General features: G+C 66.7%; 15 protein-coding genes. 9 read left to right on the top strand and 6 right to left on the bottom strand.

Annotated features, from left to right (window positions below):
- Positions 1 to 12: 12 nt before the first annotated feature.
- On the top strand, positions 13 to 1035 hold the full coding sequence (gene mutY / locus H556_RS0112620; RefSeq protein WP_024354781.1) for an A/G-specific adenine glycosylase: 1023 nt from the start codon (positions 13 to 15) through the stop codon (positions 1033 to 1035).
- On the opposite strand, the gene H556_RS0112615 is transcribed toward mutY, so the two are convergent.
- From H556_RS0112615 to H556_RS0112600, 4 genes are all read right to left on the bottom strand, one after another.
- Positions 1032 to 3179 (bottom strand): amylo-alpha-1,6-glucosidase, encoded by a 2148-nt coding sequence (locus tag H556_RS0112615; protein ID WP_024354780.1) that lies wholly within the window; start codon positions 3177 to 3179, stop codon positions 1032 to 1034. The two genes, mutY and H556_RS0112615, sit on opposite strands and share 4 nt — an antisense overlap.
- Positions 3180 to 3270: 91 nt before the next feature.
- Positions 3271 to 4362: a glycosyltransferase family 4 protein gene (locus tag H556_RS0112610; RefSeq protein WP_024354779.1), complete on the bottom strand. Its 1092-nt coding sequence runs from the start codon at positions 4360 to 4362 to the stop codon at positions 3271 to 3273.
- Positions 4363 to 4462: 100 nt separating this feature from the next.
- Entirely contained in the window at positions 4463 to 5542 is a 1080-nt protein-coding gene (locus tag H556_RS0112605) for a site-specific DNA-methyltransferase (RefSeq protein ID WP_024354778.1), read from the bottom strand.
- A gap of 124 nt (positions 5543 to 5666) precedes the next feature.
- Positions 5667 to 7748: a catalase gene (locus H556_RS0112600; RefSeq protein ID WP_024354777.1), complete on the bottom strand. Its 2082-nt coding sequence runs from the start codon at positions 7746 to 7748 to the stop codon at positions 5667 to 5669.
- Between the two features lie 146 nt (positions 7749 to 7894).
- Between H556_RS0112600 and murC the strand changes: the two genes are divergently transcribed.
- From murC to lpxC, 8 genes are all read left to right on the top strand, one after another.
- On the top strand, positions 7895 to 9340 hold the full coding sequence (gene murC / locus H556_RS0112595; protein ID WP_024354776.1) for a UDP-N-acetylmuramate--L-alanine ligase: 1446 nt from the start codon (positions 7895 to 7897) through the stop codon (positions 9338 to 9340).
- A gap of 153 nt (positions 9341 to 9493) precedes the next feature.
- The gene (gene murB / locus H556_RS0112590) at positions 9494 to 10402 is read left to right on the top strand and encodes a UDP-N-acetylmuramate dehydrogenase (protein WP_024354775.1); all 909 of its coding nucleotides are present in this window, start codon (positions 9494 to 9496) and stop codon (positions 10400 to 10402) included.
- 266 nt (positions 10403 to 10668) lie between these two features.
- On the top strand, positions 10669 to 11607 hold the full coding sequence (locus H556_RS0112585) for a D-alanine--D-alanine ligase (protein WP_024354774.1): 939 nt from the start codon (positions 10669 to 10671) through the stop codon (positions 11605 to 11607).
- Positions 11595 to 12434: a cell division protein FtsQ/DivIB gene (locus H556_RS0112580; RefSeq protein ID WP_024354773.1), complete on the top strand. Its 840-nt coding sequence runs from the start codon at positions 11595 to 11597 to the stop codon at positions 12432 to 12434. Before H556_RS0112585 ends, H556_RS0112580 begins: the two co-directional genes overlap by 13 nt.
- 27 nt (positions 12435 to 12461) lie before the next feature.
- Positions 12462 to 13787: a cell division protein FtsA gene (ftsA, locus tag H556_RS0112575; RefSeq protein WP_024354772.1), complete on the top strand. Its 1326-nt coding sequence runs from the start codon at positions 12462 to 12464 to the stop codon at positions 13785 to 13787.
- A 359-nt stretch (positions 13788 to 14146) separates the two neighbouring features.
- The gene (locus H556_RS0112570; RefSeq protein WP_024354771.1) at positions 14147 to 17479 is read left to right on the top strand and encodes a TonB-dependent receptor domain-containing protein; all 3333 of its coding nucleotides are present in this window, start codon (positions 14147 to 14149) and stop codon (positions 17477 to 17479) included.
- Positions 17480 to 17737: 258 nt separating this feature from the next.
- Entirely contained in the window at positions 17738 to 19330 is a 1593-nt protein-coding gene (gene ftsZ / locus H556_RS0112565; protein ID WP_024354770.1) for a cell division protein FtsZ, read from the top strand.
- Between the two features lie 242 nt (positions 19331 to 19572).
- Entirely contained in the window at positions 19573 to 20472 is a 900-nt protein-coding gene (lpxC, locus tag H556_RS0112560; protein WP_024354769.1) for a UDP-3-O-acyl-N-acetylglucosamine deacetylase, read from the top strand.
- A 30-nt stretch (positions 20473 to 20502) separates the two neighbouring features.
- Here the strand turns inward: lpxC and pgeF are convergent, their stop codons facing one another.
- Together pgeF and H556_RS0112550 are read right to left on the bottom strand one after the other, a co-directional pair.
- A complete protein-coding gene (gene pgeF / locus H556_RS0112555) occupies positions 20503 to 21273 on the bottom strand; it encodes a peptidoglycan editing factor PgeF (RefSeq protein ID WP_024354768.1) in 771 nt (256 codons plus the stop codon).
- Complete coding sequence (locus H556_RS0112550) at positions 21270 to 22349, bottom strand: class I SAM-dependent methyltransferase (RefSeq protein ID WP_024354767.1); 1080 nt, start codon at positions 22347 to 22349, stop codon at positions 21270 to 21272. Before H556_RS0112550 ends, pgeF begins: the two co-directional genes overlap by 4 nt.
- Position 22350: the final 1 nt, after the last annotated feature.

The raw sequence follows: 22350 nt of genomic DNA, 5'->3' as shown, positions 1-22350 counted from the left end.
ATAGCGTGACCGATGACCGACGTCCCCTCTCTCCGCGCCGCCCTGCTTGATTGGTACGACGCCCATGCGCGCAGCCTGCCGTGGCGCGCGCCGCCGGGGGCTAAGACGAAGACCGATCCCTATCGCGTCTGGCTGTCCGAGGTGATGCTGCAGCAGACGACGGTGCCGCACGCCGCGCCCTATTTCGAGCGCTTCACGACGCGCTGGCCGACGGTGGCCGACCTGGCTGCGGTCGAAGACGCGGAGTTGATGGCCGCCTGGGCGGGGCTGGGCTACTACGCCCGGGCGCGAAACCTTCTGGCCTGCGCCCGCGCCGTGGCGGCCGAATACGGCGGCGTCTTTCCGCAGACCGAGGCTGAGCTTCTGGCCCTGCCGGGAGTCGGCGCCTATACCGCCGCGGCCGTGGCCGCCATCGCCTTCGACCAGCCCGCCAATGTCGTCGATGGCAATGTCGAGCGGGTGATGAGCCGCCTGTTCGCGGTCGAGACGCCTTTGCCCGCCGCCCGGCCCGAACTGCGGCGGCTGGCGGCCCTGTTCGTGGACGAGCACCGGCCGGGCGACTGGGCGCAGGCGCTGATGGATCTGGGCTCGGGCGTATGTCGGCCCCGGTCGCCGCTGTGCGATCAGTGTCCGCTCGCCTTCGGCTGCGAGGCGCTGAAGACGGGGACGCCCGAACGCTATCCCCTGAAGACGAAGAAGGCCGAGCGGCCGCACCGGCGGGGTTACGCCTATGTGTTGACGGATGGCGCGGGCCGAGTCGCCCTGGTGCGGCGGCCGGACAGGGGGCTTCTGGGCGGCATGGCGGGCCTGCCGACCTCGGACTGGAGCGCGGCGCCGGATTTCGCCCCGCCGACCGGGGGCGACTGGCGCGCGGCCGGATCGGTCGAGCACGTCTTCACTCACTTCAGCCTGACGCTGGAGGTGCATGTGGCGACGGGCGAGGGCGATTTCTCATGGACCCCGGCGGACGAGGCGGCCAAAGCCCTGCCGACCGTGTTCAGGAAGGCGCTGGAGCGGGCTCTGGGCGCGGCCTAGCCCGTCGCCCTCAGATTCACCGTCCCGCTGCGTTCGCGCGGCATGACCACCACATGGCCGTTCAGGCGTTGGAAGTGCAGGTCGATCACCCCGTCGCCGACCTTCAGCCGCGTGATCGACAGTCGGTCCAGCCCGGCGGGCAGGGCGGGATTGTTGACCTCGACCAGCCCCTCGGCGGCGTCGATGCTCAGGCCCAGCACCGACTGCATCATCAGAAAGACCGACCCGGCCGCCCAGGCCTGCGGCAGGCAGGCGACCGGATAGGCGATCGGCGGCTCGCCCGTTTCGCGCACGAAGCCGCAGAACAGTTCGGGCAGGCGCATCTGGAAATGGGCGGCCGAGCCGTAGATCTCGCCCAGCAGCATGGCCACGGCATGGCGCTCGCCGTAACGCGCCATGCCGGCCGCAGCCAGCGCCGTGTCGTGCGGCCAGACTGAGCCGTTGTGATAGCTCATCGGGTTGAAGCGGGCCTGCCCCTTGGCCAGGGTCCGCAGGCCCCAGCCTGAGCGGAACTCGGCCGTCAGCATCCGCCGCGTCACCCGCCGCGCCCGCTCGTGCGAGGGCAGGCCCGTGAACAGCAGGTGCCCGGCGTTGGAGCCTATGGCCCGGCACTGCTCGCCGTCGCCGTCCAGGGCGATGGCGTAGAAGCCCTCGTCCTCCATCCAGTAGCGCTCCTCGACCAGGGCGCGCAGCGCCTCGGCCCGGTTCGCCCATTCGTCGGCGCGGCCGTCGCCGAGGACGGCGCCCATTTCGGCCAGAGCCTTCCAGGCGGCGAAAGCGTAGCCTTGGACTTCCAGAAGGGCGATCGGCCCCTTGGGAAAGCGGCCGTCGGCGTGGAAGATGGAATCTTCGGAATCCTTCCAGCCCTGGTTCGACAGGCCGGTGTCGGCCGCGCGGGCGTAGTCGATCAACCCGTCGCCGTTGCTGTCGCCGTAGTCGTTCATCCAGCCCGCCGCCGCGATCAGATTGGGCCACAGGACGCGGATCGTCTCATAGTCGTTGGTGCGTCTGGCGTAGGCGCCGGCCAGGGCGATGAACAGGCAGGTGGTGTCCACCCCGCCGTAGTAGAGGCCGAAGGGAACCTCTCCCAGCACGCTCATCTCGCCGCCGCGCGTCTCGTGCATGATCTTGCCGGGGGCGGAGTCCATGAAGGCGTTGGTCTCGGTCGCCTGACGCGAAGCCAGATAGGTCAGCACCCCCTTGGCCAGGCCGGGGTCGATCCACAGCATCTGCCAGGCGGTGATGATGCCGTCGCGGCCGAACGGGGTCGAGAACCACGGCGTCCCGGCGTAAGGATAGGGGCCGGTCGGCAGGTCGGTGACCAGAAGGGCGATATCGGCGCGCGACTGCCGCAGCCAGTCGTTGAAGCCCTGGTTGCGTCCGCCCTCGACGATCGCGCCCCTGCGCAGCCGCCGCCGCATGGCCAGTCGCGCCAGAATGCCGTGCCAGCGCCAGCGCGTCTCGTCCGGCTGGTCGCAGGCGTCCAGACCGCATTCGATGAACAGGTCCAGGCTGCGCCCGCGTGGCAGGCTGAACATGAACTCGGCCCGATTGGCGCTGAGGCGGGCGGGCGGCTCGGAAAAGGCCAGGCAGCTGGTGCGCTTCACCCCGTCCAGCCCCGTATAGCTGAAGGTGACGCGCCGGCCGTCGATCACCGGCGGATGGATTTCGCCGCGCTTGCTTCTCGGCGTGCCGCGCACCTGAAAGATGTCGACGAAGTCGGCGTCGAACTCGAACGTCAACGGCAGCAGGATGTCCTCGACGCCGTGGTTGACCATCTGCACCCGTTCGAACAGCCTCCGGTCCCATATGAAGCGCCGCCGTTCCAGATGCAGCACCCCCGCCGGGGCCGAGCGCCCGCCCATCGGCGGCAGGGGCCGGTTGGTCGAGTGGCAGGTGAAGAAGACATTGTCCTTGGTCACGCCCGAACTGAGCCGCGACGGCCGCGTCCGTCCGACCGTCAGGACGAAGCGCGACAGCAGCCGCGTGTCCCGCTCGAACAGGCCGTCGGCGCCCGCCTTTACATCCCCCCAGTGATCGGCGACCAGGAAGGCGTCGCCGTCCTTCAGGGCCATCAGGGTCTCAAGCCCGTCCTGATCATTGGTGTCGGCGGCCGTGGCCTGGACCGAATAGGCGTCGTCCATAAGCGTCTCCGCTTGCGGTTCAGCTCCCCCGCCTGGTTCGAAGCGAACGGTCGGGGCCGCAATTCAGTTCAGATGAAAACGGCGAGGCTCGTCAGGCCAGGGCGGCGAAGGTCTTCTCTTCCTCCAGAACCCGCATAGGCGCAGCAAAGGGTCGCCGCGCCAGAATCCCGCCGTAGACGTCCAGATAGCGACGCGCCATCGCCGTAGCCGAGAAGCGCAGGTCGAAACGGCTGCGGATTTCTTCGCGGTTCAGTTGAAACGCCTTGGCGGTTGCAGCGACCGCCTCCTCCATTGTCGAGACCAGAAAGCCGGTGACGCCGTCCTCGATGATTTCAGGCGTTGAACCACAGGCGAAGGCCACGACCGGCGTGCCGCAGGCCATGGCCTCGATCATCACCAGGCCGAAGGGCTCGGGCCAGTCGATGGGGAACAGCAGGGCCTCGGCGCCGCCGAGGAAGGCCGATTTGTCCGCATCGCCGATCTCGCCGACGAACTCGACCAGAGGATTGTCTCGCACCAGCGGCTCGATCACCGTCTCCCAATAGACGCGGTCGGCCGCGTCGACCTTGGCTGCGATCTTCAGCGGTTTGTTCAGCCGGGCGGCGATTTCTATGGCGCGGTCCGGCCGCTTTTCCGGCGAGATGCGGCCCAGGAAGGCCAGATAGCCCTGCGAACGGGGCGAGAATCGATAGAGGTCGCCGGGCATGCCGTGATGCACGGTGGCGCGCCAGTTCACATGGGGCAGGGGGCGACGTTGATCGTCGGAAATGGACACCAGGCCGAACTCCGACCAGCGCTCATAGACAGGCGCCAGGTCTTTCAGGTCCAGCCGTCCGTGCAGGGTTGTCACCGTCTTGTCCGCCCAGCCCTCGAAGAAGGGAAAGTGGATCATGTCGGTATGGAAATGGATGATGTCGAAGTTGTCGGCGCGGTCCAGCACTTCGGCCAACTGACCCATATGCGCCGCGAGATCTGACTTCAGCGGCGCAGGGTCAAGACGGATGGCCTGATCGCGGACAGGGACGAGGCGGGCGCGGGTGCGGGCATCGGCGCTGGCGAACAGGGTGACGTCGTGGCCAAGGTCGACAAGGGCGTCGGTCAGGTGGGCCACCACCCGCTCCGTGCCGCCGTAAAGCCGGGGCGGCACGGCCTCATACAAAGGCGTGACTTGAGCAATTTTCATGACAGGCTCCTGCGCCGCGTTGATACGCGGCGCCGAAACCTCAATCCGCCCAGGTTCTCCGGGGTTCCAGCGTTGCTGGAACGATAGTCTCCAGTCCCGCTTACTGCATCCCGGCCCGGATCTCGGCGCGCAGGGCGTCGATGGGGCGCAGGCCAGTGTCCGTCTTGAAGCGCCAGTAGGTCCAGCCGTTGCACGCCGGAGCGTTTTCCAGGAGGGCGCCCAACTTGTGGATCGAGCCGGTCAGGGCGCCGGACACCAGCGAACCATCGGCCCGCACTCGCGCCTCGCGCTCGCCCTTGGGGCAATACAGCTTGTCGCCCGGCGCCAGCAGCCCTGCCTCGACCAGGGCGCCGAACGGCACCTTGGGCTCGGCCTTCTTGGAGCCGGTGACGACCAGGTCTTCCGGCGCGGCGGGGATGACCGCCTTGATGCGCTTTTCAGCCAGCCTGGCGTAGGTCTCGTCGCGCTCGATGCCGATGAAATGGCGACCCAGACGCTTGGCCGCCGCCCCCGTCGTGCCGGTGCCGAAGAAGGGATCCAGCACCACGTCGCCGACGCGGCTGGCCGACAGCAGCACGCGGTGCAGCAGGGCCTCGGGCTTCTGGGTCGGATGGGCCTTGTTTCCGTCGTCGTCCTTCAGCCGCTCGTGGCCGGTGCAAAGGGCCAGCGTCCAGTCCGAGCGCATCTGGGTGTCTTCATTGAAGGCCTTCAGCGCGTCGTAGTTGAAGGTGTAGCGCTTCTGATCGCGCGACTTGGCGGCCCAGATCAGGGTCTCATGGGCGTTGGTGAAGCGCGTGCCCTTGAAGTTCGGCATCGGGTTCGACTTGCGCCAGATGATGTCGTTCAGCACCCAGAAGCCCAGGTCCTGCATCGCCGCGCCCAGGCGGAAGATGTTGTGATAGCTGCCGATGACCCAGAGCGAGCCCTCGTCCTTCAGCACGCGGCGGCACTCGCCCAGCCAGGCGCGGGTGAAGGCGTCATAGGCGGCGAAGCTGTCGAACTTGTCCCAGTCGTCGTCGACCGCGTCGACCTTGGAGTTGTCGGGACGCAGCAGGTCGCCGCCCAACTGCAGATTATAGGGCGGGTCGGCGAAGACCATGTCCACCGACTTGTCCGGCAGGCCCTTCAGCACCTCAATGCAGTCGCCACGCAGGATGACGTCGGTCTTCAACTCGGACATGGATAAGCGGCCCCGGACAGATGAGGCGCTTATGGTGAATCCTTACGGTTAAGGCAGAGTAACCAAGATTCAGAAGAGGCGAAGGAAATGGGGCGGCGCGCGGCGGCCGCCCCATTTCATGGCGTCAAGCCAGGGTGCGGACCTTGGGCTCACGGTCCCACTGGCGTGTGGCTGCGGGCTTGATGAAGGCGTCGGCGCCGGTCGAGAGGTTGATCACGCCGGCGTCCCCCTCGACTCCGGCCTTGTCGAGCAGGGGTTGGGCTTCGGGCGTATGACCGATGGCCTTCAAGTGGGCGAAGGCGTCCTTGGCGAAGTCGATGGCCGCGCCTTCGGTCAGCAACTGCTTGCAGCCGTTGGCCGACAGCACCAGGGCCACCGCATCGAACAGGACTGAGGGCGCGCCCGCGAGTTGATGATCCGCCTTCAGCGTAGAGCCGTCCTTCAGCTTGGCCCCTCCGCGCTTGGGCGCGATGATCTCCACCGCCGCGCCGGCTGCCCTGGCCGCGTCCTGCACCGCCTTGATCACGGCCCCGTCGGCCCCGTCGGTGACCAGGACGCCGACCTTCCGCCCCTTCAGGCTGTCCGGGTATTTGCCGATCAGACGCACGGCGGGCGACGGGGCCAGGTCGATCGGCTCGGCCGTCGCTGGAGTCTTTTCGGGCAGAGCCATGCCCAGGCCCTCGGCGACTCGTTTGGCGAGGTCTTCATCGACGTTGCGCAGATTGCCCATCACGCGGTTCCGCACGTGTTCCAGCGAGACCTTCGACAGTTCGAACACGATGGCCGAAGCCAGGTGGGCCTGTTCCGGCGCCGCCAGGCTGGCGAAGAACAGCCGAGGCTGGCTGTAGTGGTCGGCGAAGGTCTCGGAGCGCAGTCGCACCTTCTCCTTCTCCACCGGCTCGCGGAAGCTGGTGAAGCCGCCCTTGGCGTCGGCGCGGGGGCCGCCGTCCTCTCCCGCCTGAGCCAGGCTGTTGGGCTCATAGTTGGCGCGGCCGGTCGGGACCTGGGTCTGCATATGGCCGTCGCGCTGGAAGTTCTGGAAGGGGCAGCCCTTGGCCTGGTTGATCGGAATCTGGTGGAAATTCACCGTGCCCAGCCGCGACAGCTGGGTGTCCTGATAGGAGAACAACCGCCCCTGCAGCAGCGGGTCGTCCGAGAAGTCGATGCCCGGCACGATGTTGGTCGGCAGGAAGGCGGCCTGCTCCGTTTCAGCAAAGAAGTTGTCGGGGTTCCGGTTCAACGTCATGCGCCCGATGACCTTGAGCGGATGGATTTCCTCCGGGATGATCTTGGTCGCATCCAGGATGTCGAAGGGCAGGGCGTCGGCTTCGGCCTGGGTCAGCACCTGCACCGCGAAGTCCCACTGCGGGAAGTCGCCCTGGTCGATGGCGTCGAACAGGTCGCGACGGTGGAAGTCGGGATCCGCCCCTGCGATCTTCACCGCCTCGTCCCAGCAGGTCGCCTGCGTCCCCAGCTTGGGCCGCCAGTGGAATTTGACGAAGTGCGACTCGCCCTTGGCGTTGACCAGGCGGAAGGTGTTGACGCCGAAACCTTCCATCATGCGCAAGGAGCGCGGGATGGCCCTATCCGACATGGCCCACATCACCGTGTGGGTGGTCTCGGGCATCAGGCCGACGAAGTCCCAGAAGGTGTCGTGGGCGGACGCGGCCTGCGGATAGCCGCGGTCCGCCTCCATCTTCACGGCGTGGATCAGGTCGGGGAACTTGATCGCGTCCTGGATGAAGAAGACCGGGATGTTGTTGCCCACCAGGTCCCAGTTCCCCTCCTTGGTGTAGAACTTCACCGCAAAGCCGCGCACGTCGCGTGGCGTGTCGATCGAACCCGCGCCGCCCGCCACGGTCGAGAAGCGGGCGAACAGTTCGGTTTTCTCGCCGACCTCGGTGAGGATACTGGCTGTGGTGTATTGTTCGAGGCTCTCGGTCAGCTCGAACACGCCGTGCGCGGCCGAGCCGCGCGCGTGGACGATGCGCTCGGGAATGCGCTCGTGGTCGAAATGCTGGATCTTCTCGCGCAGGATGAAGTCTTCGAGCAGTGTCGGCCCGCGCGGCCCGGCCTTCAGCGAGTTCTGGTTGTCGCTGATCGGCGTCCCGTGGTTGGTGGTCAGCCGCGTCTGGGGCGTCGAGGCCTGCTGATGCAGCTCCCCGCCTTGGCCGATGATGTCCTGCTTTGTCGATTTTTCGGGCACCGCGTCGCTCCTCCTAGCCGTCAGTGGCGAGCAACGAACGTTCGGTCTGTGCAATTGGGTGCCGGGTCTAGCCGATTTTACATATAATGCCGCGCAGGCGTCCTGGGCGTCTTCGCAGTCGGCGACGGTGCGGCTATGAGGCGTGCATGATCCGTCGTCTTCGCCCCGTTCCGTTCGCCCTTGGGCCCGTCCACTTCGTCGGCATCGGCGGCATCGGCATGAGCGGCATCGCCGAGATCATGCTGAAGATCGGCTATCAGGTGCAGGGCTCGGACGCCAAGGCCAGCGCCAACACCGAACGTCTGGAGAAGCTGGGCGCCCGCATCTACATCGGCCACGACGCGGCCCATGTGACCGAGGGCGTCTCGGCGGTGGTCTATTCCACGGCGGTCAAGGCGACGAACCCCGAGCTGATGGTGGCGCGCGAACGCCGCATTCCTCTGGTCCGTCGGGCCGAGATGCTGGCCGAGCTGATGCGGCTGCAGTTCTCGATCGGCGTCGGCGGCACCCACGGCAAGACGACGACGACCTCCATGGTGGCGGCCCTGCTGGACGCCGGGTCGCTGGACCCGACGGTGGTCAACGGCGGCATCATCAACGCCTATGGCACCAACGCCAAGGTCGGCGACGGCGACTGGATGGTGGTCGAGGCGGACGAGAGCGACGGCTCCTTCCTGCGCCTGAAATGCACGGTCGCGATCATCACCAACATCGACCCGGAGCACCTGGACCACTACGGCGACTTCGATGCAGTGAAGAAGGCATTCTGCGACTTCATCGAGGACATTCCCTTCTATGGCTTCGGCGTGGTCTGCCTCGATCACCCTGAGGTGCAGAAGCTGGCGGCCCAGATCGACAATCGCCGTCTGGTCACCTACGGCCTCAATCCGCAGGCCATGGTCCGCGCCGACAATGTGCGGATGGACCCGGACGGATCGCGCTTCGACGTGGTGATCCAGCGTCAGGGCATGGATGCTCTGGAAGAGCCTGCGCGCATCGAGGACCTGCATCTCCCCATGGCGGGCTGGCACAATGTCTCCAACGCCCTGGCCGCCATCGCCGTGGCGCGCGAGATCGGGGTGGACGAGGACGCCATCCGCTCAGGACTCGCCGGTTTCGGCGGGGTCAAGCGCCGCTTCACCACCACGGGCGTGGCCCATGGTGTGCGGGTCATCGACGACTACGGCCACCACCCGGTTGAGATCGCCGCCGTGCTGAAGGCCGCACGTCAGGTGGTCCACAACGCGGACAATCCCGGCCGCGTCATCGCCGTGGTCCAGCCGCATCGCTACACCCGCCTGCGCGATCTGATGCAGGATTTCTCGACCTGTTTCTCGGACGCGGACAGCGTGCTGGTCGCCGATGTCTATCCGGCGGGCGAACAGCCGATCGAGGGCGTCGACAAGCACGCCCTGGTTGAGGGCGTCCGCCGCTACGGCCACCGCCACGTCGCCGCGCTGGAGAACGCCGCCGCCCTGCCGCGCGTCATCCGCGAAGAGGCGAAGCCGGGCGATCTGGTCGTCCTGCTGGGCGCGGGCGACATCACCAGTTGGGCCTACGCCCTGCCGGCGCAGCTGGAGGCGCTGGGCTGAGCCTTCCCACCACCCGCTCATCCCCGCGGAGGCGGGGACCCAGTGCTTTGGCTTCAGGCTGCGACGCTCGGGGTCTTGCGCGGGTTGTCATGAGCGGGCATCGCAGTAGCTCTTACTGGGTCCCCGCCTCCGCGGGGATGAGCGGAAATAATGATGCCTTGGCGCGATAATCTCCCCGCCGTGCGCGGCAAGCTGCTGCTGAACGAGCCGCTGGGGCCTTACACTTGGTTCCGTGTCGGCGGCGCGGCCGACGCCTTGTTCATTCCGGCGGACGCCGAAGATCTGGCCGACTTTCTGAAGGCCCTGCCCGAGGACGTGGCGGTGACGGCGATCGGCGTCGGCTCCAACCTGATCGTGCGCGACGGCGGGGTCGAGGGCGTGGTGATCCGGCTGGTGGGCCGCGCCTGGGGGCAGGTGACGACCGAGGGCGACACCGTCACGGCGGGCGCGGGCGCGCTGGACAGCATGGTGGCGCGCGCCTCGGCCAAGGCGGGCATCGCCGGGCTGGAGTTCTATGCGGGCATCCCCGGCTCCATCGGCGGCGCCCTGACGATGAACGCGGGCTGCTACGGCGCGGAGACGAAGGACGTGCTGGTGTCCGCCTGGGGCCTGAACCGCAGGGGCGAGCGGGTCGAGCTGGCCCTGGTCGACTTCGGCTACACCTACCGGCACTCCAACGCCCCGGCCGACATCATCTGGATCGAGGCGACCTGGCGCGGCACGCCCGACGCGCCCGAGGCCGTCGCCGCCCGCATCAGCGAGATCACCGAGCGTCGCGAGAAGACCCAGCCGATCCGCGAAAAGACCGGCGGCTCGACCTTCAAGAACCCGGACGGCCATTCCTCATGGAAGCTGGTCGACGACGCGGGCTGGCGCGGCAAGCTGCACGCCGTCACCGGAGGCGGCGCCAAGTTCAGCGAGCTTCATTCCAACTTCATGATCAACCCTGGTGAGGCGACCGCCGCCGACATCGAGGGGTTGGGCGAAGCCGTCCGCGCCGATGTGCTGGAAAAGACGGGCGTGCAGTTGAACTGGGAAATCCGTCGGATCGGGCGTCCGTAATCCTTCTCCCCTTGTGGGAGAAGGTGGGCGCCGAAGGCGCTCGGATGAGGGGTGTCGGCGTCGTGCTTGGACAATGATGGGGCGACCTTGCAGCCCAACCTTCACGCCGCCACGCAGTCACCCCTCATCCGTCAGGCTCCGCCTGCCACCTTCTCCCACAAGGGGAGAAGGGAAATGGTGACGAATTTCCTTCCACGACCCCGTATCGTTTCCAACCGGTTAACCGTATTCAGGGCATAGGGGTGGGCTAGTCTTCGGATGTTGCCATGCGTGCGCCCCTGAACACCCTCCATGTCGCCGTCCTGATGGGTGGCCTGTCGTCGGAACGCGAGGTCTCGCTGTCCTCGGGGCGCGGCTGCGCGGATGCTCTGGAAGGGCAGGCGGCCAAGGTCACGCGCGTCGACGCCGGGCGCGATCTGGCCCAGGTGCTGACGGCGTTGAAACCGGACGTCGTCTTCAACGCCCTGCACGGCAAATGGGGCGAGGACGGCTGCGTCCAGGGCATCCTCGAGACGCTGAGGCTGCCCTATACCCATTCCGGCGTCCTGGCCTCCGCCCTGGCGATGGACAAGGACAAGTCCAAGGCCGTTCTGCACGCGGCGGGCGTCATCGTGCCCGGCGGCGGCCTGTTCGACCGGCATGAGGTGGCGTCGCGTCACGTCATTGACCCGCCGTATGTGGTCAAGCCGAACGCCGAAGGCTCGTCCGTCGGCGTCTTCCTGGTGCGTGAAGGCGCCAACCGTCCGGTGGCTGAGGTCGGCGCCGACGACTGGGCCTATGGCGATCTGGTGATGGTCGAGCCCTTCATCCCCGGCAAGGAACTGGCGGTCAGCGTGATCGGCGAGGCGACCGGCCCGCGCGCCCTGACCATCACCGACATCACCCCGACCAAGGGCTTTTACGACTACGAGGCCAAATACGCGCCCGGCGGCTCTCGCCATGTCCTGCCCGCCGAGCTGCCGCCGCACGTTTTTGACAAGGCTTTACGTCAGGCCGAGCTGGCCCACGCGGCCATGGGTTGCCGAGGCGTTTCCAGAGCCGACTTCCGTTATGACGATGTTAACGACGTTCTCGTTCTGTTGGAGGTGAACACCCAGCCCGGCATGACCCCGACCTCGCTCGTTCCCGAGCAGGCGGCCTTTGTCGGTATGGATTATCGCGAACTGGTACGTTGGATGGTGGAGGACGCCTCATGCCCGCGGTAGTGCGCGGCGGTCGGCGACAGTCTTCGGGCAAGGGCGGCGCGCGTGGCGCTCCGTCCGGCCGCGCGGCCGAGATCGGCCGTCTGGACATGTCGCCGCGCGTCGTGGCGGCGACCCTGGTGGTCGGCGTCGGCATACTGGCGGCCGTGCTGGCGACCGGCGCGCGCGCCGAGCGCATCTCGACCGCCGTCAGCGAACGCTTTGACGCCGTGACGACCGGCATGGGTCTGAAGGTGCGTCAGGTCCATGTGACCGGCGCCTCGCCCGAGGCCGCCGCCGCCGTGCGCGCCGCCGTCGGCGTCCATGCCGATCAGCCCATCGTCAGCCTGGACCTGGCCGCCGTGCGCGACCGGGTGCAGTCGGTCGGCTGGGTCAAGGAAGCGCGCGTTGTGCGCCTGCTGCCCGACACCCTGATCGTCGACGTCAAGGAGCATGACCGTCTCGCCGTCTGGCAGGTGGGCGGCAAGGCGCACGTCATCGACGCGCAGGGACTGGTCATTTCCGGCGCCGACGCGGGCCGTTATCCGCGCCTGCCGCTGGTGGTGGGCAAGGGCGCCGATCAGGCCGCCTCGGACGTCCTGCCCCTGTTGGCTCAGCGCCCGCGCCTGATGGCCAAGATCGACGCCCTCGTCCGCGTGGACGAGCGCCGCTGGGACCTGCGTCTCAAGGACGGCGCCCTGATTCAGCTGCCAGCCGTGGATCAGGAATCCGCCCTCATCCGCCTCGACGCTCTGGATCAGCGCGAACGCCTGCTGGATTTGGGCTTCGCCCGCATCGACCTTCGCACGCCCGAAGAAGTGGCCGTCCGCCCTTCCGAAGGCGCCGTTTAACTCTCTGACCTCTTAGGACACGACCCCATGGTTGGACGCAGCCGAGACATGAAGCCGGAACAGGGCAGGGGCGCGCCGCGCGCGCCGGTCGTGGCCGCGCTCGATCTCGGTCAGTCCAAGGTCGCCTGCTTCATCATGAAGCCCGACGGCGTGCGCCACGCCGACCGCACCATCCGCGTCGCCGGGGCCGGCCACGTCCAGTCGCGCGGCGTCAAGGGCGGGGCCATCGTCAACATGGACGAAACCGCGCAGGCCATCGGCCACGCCGTCGAACGCGCCGAGCGCGCGGCCGGAGCGCCGGTCTCCGGCGTCGTCGTCACCACGGCCATCGGGCAGATGGCCAGCCACCGGGTGCAGGCGCGTGTCTCTCTCGGCTCCCACCCGATCAGCGACGCCGATCTGGCGCGCGCCATCGGAATGGCCCTGGCCCAGATTCGCCTGCCGAACCGACGTCCGATCCACGTCCTGCCCATCGCCTGGTCGGTGGACGGGGCGCGCGGCGTCCATGACCCGCGCTCAATGCGCGGCGGCTCGCTGGGGCTGGACCTGCTGGTCGTCTCCATGTCCGAGGGCTCGTTCAACGCCCTCAGCCACTGCCTCGAACTGGCCCATCTCGACCTTCAGGGCGTGGCCGCCGCGCCCGTCGTCTCATCCCTCGCCGCGCTGGAAGAAGATGAGATGGAGCTGGGCGCCCTGTGCATCGACATGGGCGGCGGCTCGACCTCGGCGGCGGTCTGGGGCGGGCGCTCCCTGCTGCATATTGAAAGCCTGAACGTCGGCGGCGACCATGTGACCGCCGACATCGCGCGCGGCCTGTCGACCTCGCGCGTCGGCGCCGAACGGCTGAAAACCCTGCACGGCTCGGCCATGGCGTCGGCCAATGAAGACCGCGAAATGCTGGAGGCCCCGCCGCGCGGCGAGGACGCCTCGGCCGGCCCGGTCATCGTCCCGCGCGCCATGCTCAAGACCGTCATCGCTCCGCGCGTCGAAGAGACGCTGGAACTGCTGCGCGACCGGCTGAAGCACGCCGGCATGGGCCTGGAGCCCGGCGCTGGCCTCGTCCTGACCGGCGGCGCCAGTCAACTGAACGGCGTCCGCGAACTGGCCGTGCGCGTCTTTGACCGCCCGGTGCGCCTGGGCCGCCCGCAACGCGCGCCCCACCTGGCCGACGCCGCCGCCGGCCCGGCCTTCTGCTCAGCCGCCGGCGTCCTGCTTCGCGCCGCCTATGGCCCGCGCGAGGCGGTCTCAGCTCGCAAACTGATGTCCCGCCAGATCACCGCCGCCGACGCGCCCAAGGTGCATCGCGGGGGAATGGTGGCCCGCGCGGCCGGGTGGCTGCGGGATAATTTGTAAGCGTTGCACTCCGCAGCGGGGCTTATGCAACTCCGGTGCTTCGGGCGGCGGGCCTGTCATATGTCCGTAGATACGGAATTAACACGAGCCGGAGTCCCGCGCTTGCTGTCATGCAGGCGCGAATCTGTTCATGCGCGCCTCCCGCAATTTCGAAAATTATAATTCACCGACCCTCGTTCTATTCGCCTTGTTCAGGACCTAACTGAGGCAAGGTTGTGGCCGTATTGTTACACGAACGACGTTTATTGGCCCCATTCACGACACAAAGCTTGCTTGCCGGCCGCTATTGGTTAGACCCAAGCTAACAAGGGTCCTTCAATTCCCTGGGCGCTTTGAGTTTAACAGTTGGGGCACATCCAATGAAAATGAACCGCAGTTATCTTTTTGGGACGACGGTGCTCGCTGGCGTCATGGCGATCTCGGCGCCGGCGCTGGCGCAGTCGACGCAGCCTGAGGAGCAGGTGTCCCAGGTCGAAGAGATTGTCGTCACGGGCTCGCGTATTCGCCGCGATCCCACCACGTCTCCGACGCCGCTGATCCAAGTCCAGCGCGAAGCGCTGCTGGAGACGGGCGCGGCCACGGTGGTGGACTACCTGGCCAGCATCCCGGCGTTGTCGAACTCGCAGATTCCGTCCGACACCACGGGTTTCCTGAATGGCGGCGGGTTGGCGCTGGCGAACCTTCGGGCGTTGGGCGCTGGGCGCACGCTGACGCTTGTCGACGGCCGTCGTCACGTCGGCTCGCAAGGAGCCACCTTGGCGGTTGATGTCGACACGATTCCTCGCCTTCTGATCGAGAACATTGAGATCGTCACCGGCGGCGCTTCGTCGGTTTACGGCGCTGATGCCGTGTCCGGCGTTCTCAACTTCACTCTTAGGAAGGATTTCGAAGGCGTCGAGATGGACGCCAACTACGCCTGGATCAACGAAGACGGTCAGGCGTCCAAGCGCTTTTCGGCCTTGGTTGGTAGGAATTTCTTCGACGACCGTCTGAATGTGTACGCATTCGGCGAGTATGAGGCCATGGATCCGGTCGACAGCCTCGACATGGACTGGCTGCGCCGTGCGCCGGTTGTCCTGGGGACTGACGCCGATCCCACCAGCCCCGCGATCGGTCCGAACGCCGACGGCGTCTATGACAACCTGCTCTTCACGGGCGTGCGTCGTCTGGACCGGCCGCGGTGGGGCCAAACCACGCTGGCGAATGCCCAGCAGCCGACGGCCAGCAATAACCCGCTGGTCACCCAAGCCAACTGCGGCGCTTACAATGCGGCAGCCTGCTACAGCGTAGATCCTGCGAAAACCTGGTGGTTCGACGGCACCACGGCGCGCCTGGCCAACTTCGGCTCGCGGGTCGGCACGGTAGGCGCTAACCGCCCCTACAATATCGGCGGCGATGGCGATAACCCGTCGACCTTCTCGGCCAACACGCGCTTGCCGGATTCCGAGTCGCAGCGCTTCCAGGTCGGCGCCAACCTGAAGGTGACTTCCAACGTCACGGCCTACGTCGAAGCTAAGTACGTCAACGAGGACACCTATCTCGTCACCCAGCCGTCCTTCTTCGACTGGTATCTGAGCGACAGCGCTATCCCGGACACGCGTCAGGTGGCTATTTCGGGCAACAACGCGATCATGCGCTGGTCGGACAACGCCTTTATCCCGGCCAACCTCAAGGCCGCTATCGCCGCCAACACGGTGACCAACTACGGCGCACCGACGCTCACGGAGCCGGGCGCCGCCCTTGCGCCGACGCCGGCGCCTTGGGCTCGCCACGTCATCTTTGGCCCCGATCGCACGCAAACCAACAATCGCGAGTTGCAACGCTATGTTGTGGCCCTCAAAGGCGATTACGACCAGGTGGGCTTCGTCAAAAACTTCGGCTGGGATTTGTCCTACACCTACGGGAGCATGGACAACATCAACACGGAGCGCGGCGTCGATGTTGAGCGGCTACACTTTGCAGCCGATTCCGTCTTCGATACGGCCGGCGTGCTCGGAGCCCCTGGCGCGATTGTCTGCCGTGCCAAACTGCTGGACGCCCAAGGCGTCGCGCTTCCGGACCCCATTCGTGGCGGCACGGTCGGCGGCAGCGCAGAAGGTCGCGCGGCCATCGATGAGTGCACGCCGCTGAACGTCTTCGGCGCGGGCAACCAGAGCGCTGAGGGCCTAGCCTACATCGACGCGGCGATTAACGTCCGTGAACGCAACGAACAGCACGACGCCGTTGCCGTCGTGTCTGGCCAACTCTGGGACTTCTGGGGGGCGGGCGCTATCGGCGTCGCGTTGGGCGCGGAATATCGCAAAGAGTATACTGAAGCGATTGGCCGGTCGTCCGACACGGGCAACCGTCGTCTTCAGCTGAACACCGGCGCGGATTTCCTGCCAGCCTCGTATGAGACCACTGAAGGTTTTGCCGAACTGTCCGTTCCGCTGTTCCGCGACAGCATGCTGGGCGAATATGCAGAACTGAGCGGCACCTACCGCTACTCCGATTACACCACGGTCGGCGGGCAAGAGGTGTACGGGGTTAACCTCGTCTATCGGCCGATCCCGGACATCGCGTTCAAGACGAGCCTGAACACGTCTATTCGGGTGCCGACGCTTTCGGAGAACTTCCGTCCTCTGAGCGAGACGTTCTGGAACAGCGTCGTCGACCCTTGCGATACGCGTCAGATCAACGGTTCGATCCCGGCCGAAGAGAAGGCCAATCGTATCAAGAACTGTACGGCTCTGGCCGCTCAGATGGGCCTGTCGTATGACTTTGCCGGCGACACGGCGTCCACCGAGGATGACTACCGCCCGCTCTACTCTTCCGGGATTTCCGGGCAGAACGGCGGCAGCGTGAATCTGCGGCCGGAAGAATCGGAATCGTTCACCTTCTCGGTCGTGCTCAAGCCGCGGTTCATTCCGAACTTCAGCATGGTGCTCGATTACTATGAGATCCGTATCGACGACGTCATCGCTTCCGTCTCGGCTGCGACAGTCGCTGAGAACTGCGTCAAGGGGCCGAGCCTGAATGAGCTCGCTTGCGCGGACATCTTCCGTAAGAATGCGGCGTTCGAAAATCCCACCAACGCTCAAGAGCGTTCGGAAGCCTTCAAGATCGGCGCGCCGTCGACGGATCCGATTGGCGCCTTCATCCAACGGCCGTTGAACTACGCCAAGCGCGAAGTTCGGGGCCTGGATTTCGGCGCTAACTACCGAGTTTACACCGAGGAGTTCCTGAGCCGGAACTGGGGGGTGTTTGACTACCGCATCAACGGCAGCTGGTTGATCCAGCAGGACAACTACAACAATGTTAATGACCCCGGCGATGTCACCTCGTACGCTGGTTATGCGGTCACTGGCGGTTCGTACCCGCGGGTTCGCTTCACCTCGGCCCTCAGCTGGTCGCCGAATGAAACGTGGCGCGTGACCTGGACTGCCGACTGGCAATCGTCGCAGCACATCACCAAGTACCGCGACTTCATCAGCAACATGGATGCTCGTCCGGTAGAGTATCTGCGGACGGGTGATTTCGTCCGTAACGACCTGCTGGTTCGCTGGAACGTGCGCGACAATCTCAGCGTGCGCGCTGGCGTGACCAATATCTTCGACGCCGAGCAGGCTCCGTGGCTTGGCAACACGATCTACTCGAACTTCGACCCCTATGGTCGTCGCTTTAACATCGGCCTGAACTACCGTCCGTGGTAAGACTAGGCTGAGCAACCAAGACGAGGGGCGGCTTTTCGGAGCCGCCCTTTTTCTTGGCCTGCATGTCGCTAGGCGATTCCTAGAATTATTTGCGGCCAAGCTAGGTCGCAGGGCTCCCTGTCGCGACGACTCACGCTACCGAGGGTAACTCTTCGTTAACTCAGACAGGGTTTTCCTTAACGCGCTCATAACCAATGCGATTCGGCGGGGATTTCGCGTTGGGGACGAAGGGCAGGGTCCTTAGGTCGGAATTACACAATGTCTCTCTCGCTGGTCAGGCCGGAAGCCACGGAATTGAAGCCCCGCATCGTCGTGTTCGGCGTAGGCGGAGCGGGCGGAAACGCCGTCAACAACATGATCGACTCCGGCCTTGAGGGGGTGGAGTTCGTCGTCGCCAATACTGACGCCCAACATCTGAGTTTCGCCAAGACCGACCGTCGCATCCAACTGGGCGAGACCATCACGCAAGGCCTGGGCGCGGGCGCCCACCCCGAGGTCGGCATGAACGCCGCCGAGGAAAGCGCCGACGAGATCCACGCGCACCTGGAAGGCGCGCACATGGTTTTCATCACCTGCGGCATGGGCGGCGGCACTGGAACCGGCGCGGCGCCGGTCATCGCCAAATGCGCCCGTGATCGCGGCATCCTGACCGTCGGCGTGGTGACCAAGCCCTTCACCTTCGAAGGCCGCCACCGGATGCGCCTGGCCGACGCGGGCGTGGCCGAACTGCAGCGTTACGTCGACACCCTGATCGTCATTCCGAACCAGAACCTGTTCCGCGTCGCCAATGAGCGGACCACCTTCTCGGACGCCTTCGGCATGGCCGACCAAGTCCTGCACTCGGGCGTGCGTTCGATCACCGACCTGATGATCCTGCCGGGCCTGATCAACCTCGACTTCGCCGACGTCCGCGCCGTGATGAGCGAGATGGGCAAGGCCATGATGGGTACGGGCGAGGCCACGGGCGACGACCGCGCCCTGCTGGCGGCTCAGAACGCTATCGCCAACCCGCTGCTGGACGAAACCAGCCTGAAGGGCGCCAAGGCCGTGCTGGTGAACATCACTGGCGGCATGGACATGACACTGCTGGAAGTCGACGAGGCCGCCAACGCCATCGCCGGCGAAGTGGACGGCGACGCCAACATCATCTTCGGCGCCGCCTTCGACCCGGCCCTGGACGGCAAGATCCGCGTCTCGGTCGTCGCGACCGGTATGGACGAGGCCGTCATCCAGCAGATCGAGCCGCAGGGTCAGACCTTCAGCCGAACGGGCGCTCCGTCGGCTTCTGCGCCGCGTCAGCCGGAAGTCCGCATCGACCCCGTGCGCGAGGCGTCGTCGCAACCGGCACCGGCCCCGACCTATGAAGCCCCGGCCGCCCGCGCGCCGGAACCGAAGTTTGAAGCCAAGCCTGAGCCTGTCATCCGTGACGCGCCGCGCAATCTGGAGCCGATCGTCGATCCGTGGGTCGAGGAATATGAGCAGGGCGCCAGCCGGACTCAGCCTGCGGCCTCGACTGAGCAGGGCGACCTCTATTTCGATCGCGCCCCGCAGCGTCAGCAGCCTGCGCCGCAGCAACCGGCCCAGCGTCCGGCCGCCCGTCATGACGAGCCCGCCGAAGAGCCCTTCTATGACGAACGCGATCACCGCCGCAGCGGCTGGAGCCTGTTCGGCCGCAAGCGTCAGCAGCCGCAGCAGCAACAATCCTATGCGCCGCCGCCGTCGTCGAACCGCACGACCCAGCAGTTGCGCCAGACCCAGTCGATGCAGCCCCAACAGCAAGACCCGCAGGTGGGCCAGTCCGACGATGACGACCTGGAGATCCCTTCCTTTCTTCGCCGCCTCGCGAACTGATCGACCCAAAAAGCCCTGATATTGAACGCCCCGGAGCCGACCTCCGGGGCGTTTTCTTTTGGCGTTCATCACGGCCGATGTTGGATGGCTGCCCGGCGACAGGCTGTTTCAAGCCCTGCCGTAACCGAACCGAAACAATCCGAAACTGGACTTGGCTTTCGACCTGGCGGCGGCGTGGTTAAACGTCGGGTGAGGCGAAGACCGTCCTGCATGGGGCGGGTCGCGCAACAGAGAGTATCCGAGTGACGGTCCGCAACGACCAGTACGAACAGACCATCGTCGCCCCGGCCATCTGCGCCGGCGTCGGCGTGCACACCGGCCGCCGCGTGCGTCTGGTGGTGCGGCCGGCTGCGCCCGGCCACGGCATCGTCTTCGTGCGCACCGACGTCACCGACCGCGACAACCGCATCCCCGTCTCGGGCGAGGCGGTCGTGGACGCGCGCCTGAACACCATGATCGAGAATGCGGCGGGCGTGCGCCTGTCGACCATCGAGCATCTGATGGCCGCCCTGTCGGCGCTGGGCGTCTCCAACGCCGTGATCGAGGTGGATGGGCCGGAACTGCCGATCCTGGACGGCTCGGCACTGCAGTTCGTGCAACTGCTGGACCGCGCGGGCTTCCGTCGTCAGGAAGCGCCCCAGACCTTTATCGAAATCCTGAAGCCGATCCGGGTGGAGGAGGGCGACAAGTCCGCTGTCCTTCTGCCCTGCGACCGCTATGAGATGCGCTTCGAGATCGACTTCCCGACGCCGGTCATCGGCAATCAGGTGGTGGATTTCGTCGTCGACGAGGCGACCTTCCGTTCGGACATCATGGCCGCCCGCACCTTCGGCTTCGCCCATGAGGTCGAGGCTCTGCGCCAGGCCGGTCTGGCCCGTGGCGGCTCGCTGGAGAACGCCGTGGTCATCGACGGCGACCAGATCCTGAACCCCGGCGGCCTGCGTATGGAACGCGAGTTTGTGCGCCACAAGGCGCTGGACGCCATCGGCGACCTCTATGTCCTCGGGGCGCCGCTGCTGGGCCGCTATGAAGGCGTCAAGGCGGGCCACGCCCTGAACAACAAACTGGTCCGCGCTCTGCTGGCCCAGCCGGACGCGTGGCGCGAAACAGTGCGCGTGCCTGACATGGCGATGGCGGGCTGAGGCCTTCCTTCTCCCCTTGAGGGAGAAGGGTCAGCTTAGCGTGATTGCGCTGATCAACCGCCCGAAGTCCGGTTCGGCCGCCAGGAAGGCGCGACGGTTGGAGTAGAAATGCCCTTCATCCGCGCGGGTATCGTCGCCGGTCCATGCCGCTTCGCTAACGCCTGCCTGTTCCAGACGCCATAGGACGAAGCCGGGCAGGTCGAACTGGCGTTTGTCGTCGGTCGCGCCGGGAGCGAAGAAGCGTTCGCTGCCGGGGTCGTGGTGGGCGAAGCGGTCCTGATAATCTGCGCCGACTTCGTATGAGCCTTGCGCGATGCAGGGGCCGACGACGGCGACGATGCGCGCCGGTTCGGCGCCCAGGCTCTGCATGGCGGCGACGGTCGAGTGGATGATCCCGCCAAGGGCGCCCTTCCATCCTGCGTGGGCGGCGCCGACCACGCCCGCCTCGGCGTCGGCGAACAGGACGGGGGCGCAGTCGGCTGTCAGGACGGTCAGGACCGGTCCCGTCACGCCCGCGACCACGGCGTCGCCTTCGGGACGCTCTCCGGCCCAGCCGCTTTCGGCCACGCGAGCGACGGCGGAGTGGATCTGATAACAGCCGCACAGGTCGTCAGCGGCGCCGCCCATCCATTCGGCCACGCGGCGGCGGTTCTCGGCGACGTGGGCTGGGTCGTCCTTGGACCCCACGCCTGCGTTCAGCCCGGCGTAGACGCCCTCGGATACGCCGCCCGCGCGGGTGAAGAAGCCGTGGCGCACCCCGGCCCTGTCGAGCAACGGGTGGGTGATGGGGGCCAAGCTCATACTTCAAATCCCGGCAGGGCCAGCGAGCGCGGCGAGAAGATCGCCGCCGCCTTGAACAGTTCGCCCATCTGATCCGGCGCGGTCAGGCGGTCCAACTGGCGCTGGATGACCGGAGCGGCTTCGGGGCGTCCCTGCATCAACCGCTGGGCGCGGGCTTCGATCCCCAGCGCCTTGAGGAAGGCGCCCTGGCCGACGCAGCCGGTGACGTCGGCGCCGCCGCGCACGGCGGCCTCCAGCACCAGGGGGAAGTCAGCCCATTGCGTCAGGTCGGCCTCGCCCGGCGTCGACAGGGGATCGACCTTCTGGTGCCGCCGCAGGGCCTGCAGCGTGTCGCCCACCTCGGGTCTGCTGCGGCCGTAGTCGATCAGCAGGGCGGCGCCCGAGGCGGCCCGGATCAGACTGGCCAGATCGCGGCCGAAGGCGGCCTGCTGTTCGGAAATCTCGATGATCTGGCCCGGTTCGACATCGAAGCCGGGCGTTTCGAAGCCGTCGGCGATGGCGGTCAGGCCGAAGGTCAGCTCATTGTCGTCGGTGACGCCGATGCGGCGCTCGGCCCAGCCGCCCTCGGTCTTGATGAACTGGCGCGCGGGCAGGCAGTCCAGTACCTCATTGGCGATCAGGATGACGGGGGCGTCCGTTTCGACCTGATTTAGGGCGCTGAGCCATCGCGGATGCACGTCGGCGTCGGCTAGGCGCCGGGCCTGTTCGGCGCGTAAGGGGGCGCTGGGCTCGATCAGGATCAGATCGACCGCCTCTAGGAAGGCCGGAACCAGCCGCGCGGCGCGCAGCACGTCGGACATCAGCGTGCCGTCGCCGGGGCCGACCTCGACCAGCCGCACCCGCTCGGGCGCGCCGAGGCGGCTCCACGTCTCGACGGCCCACAGGCCGATCAGTTCGCCGAACATCTGACTGACCATGGGGGCGGTGATGAAGTCGCCTCGTTCCCCCAGCGCCGGGCGCGTGGCGTAATAGCCGCCCCTGGGGTCGTGCAGGCAGCGGGTGACGTAGTCCGCCACCGTCATCGGCCCGATCAGCACGATCTCGCGGACCAGCCGGTCCTTGAGCGTCTCCGCCATA

This window comes from Brevundimonas naejangsanensis DSM 23858 (genome assembly GCF_000421705.1).
In the GTDB taxonomy this organism is placed as follows: domain Bacteria; phylum Pseudomonadota; class Alphaproteobacteria; order Caulobacterales; family Caulobacteraceae; genus Brevundimonas; species Brevundimonas naejangsanensis.
This window is presented reverse-complemented; position numbering and strand designations above follow the sequence as displayed.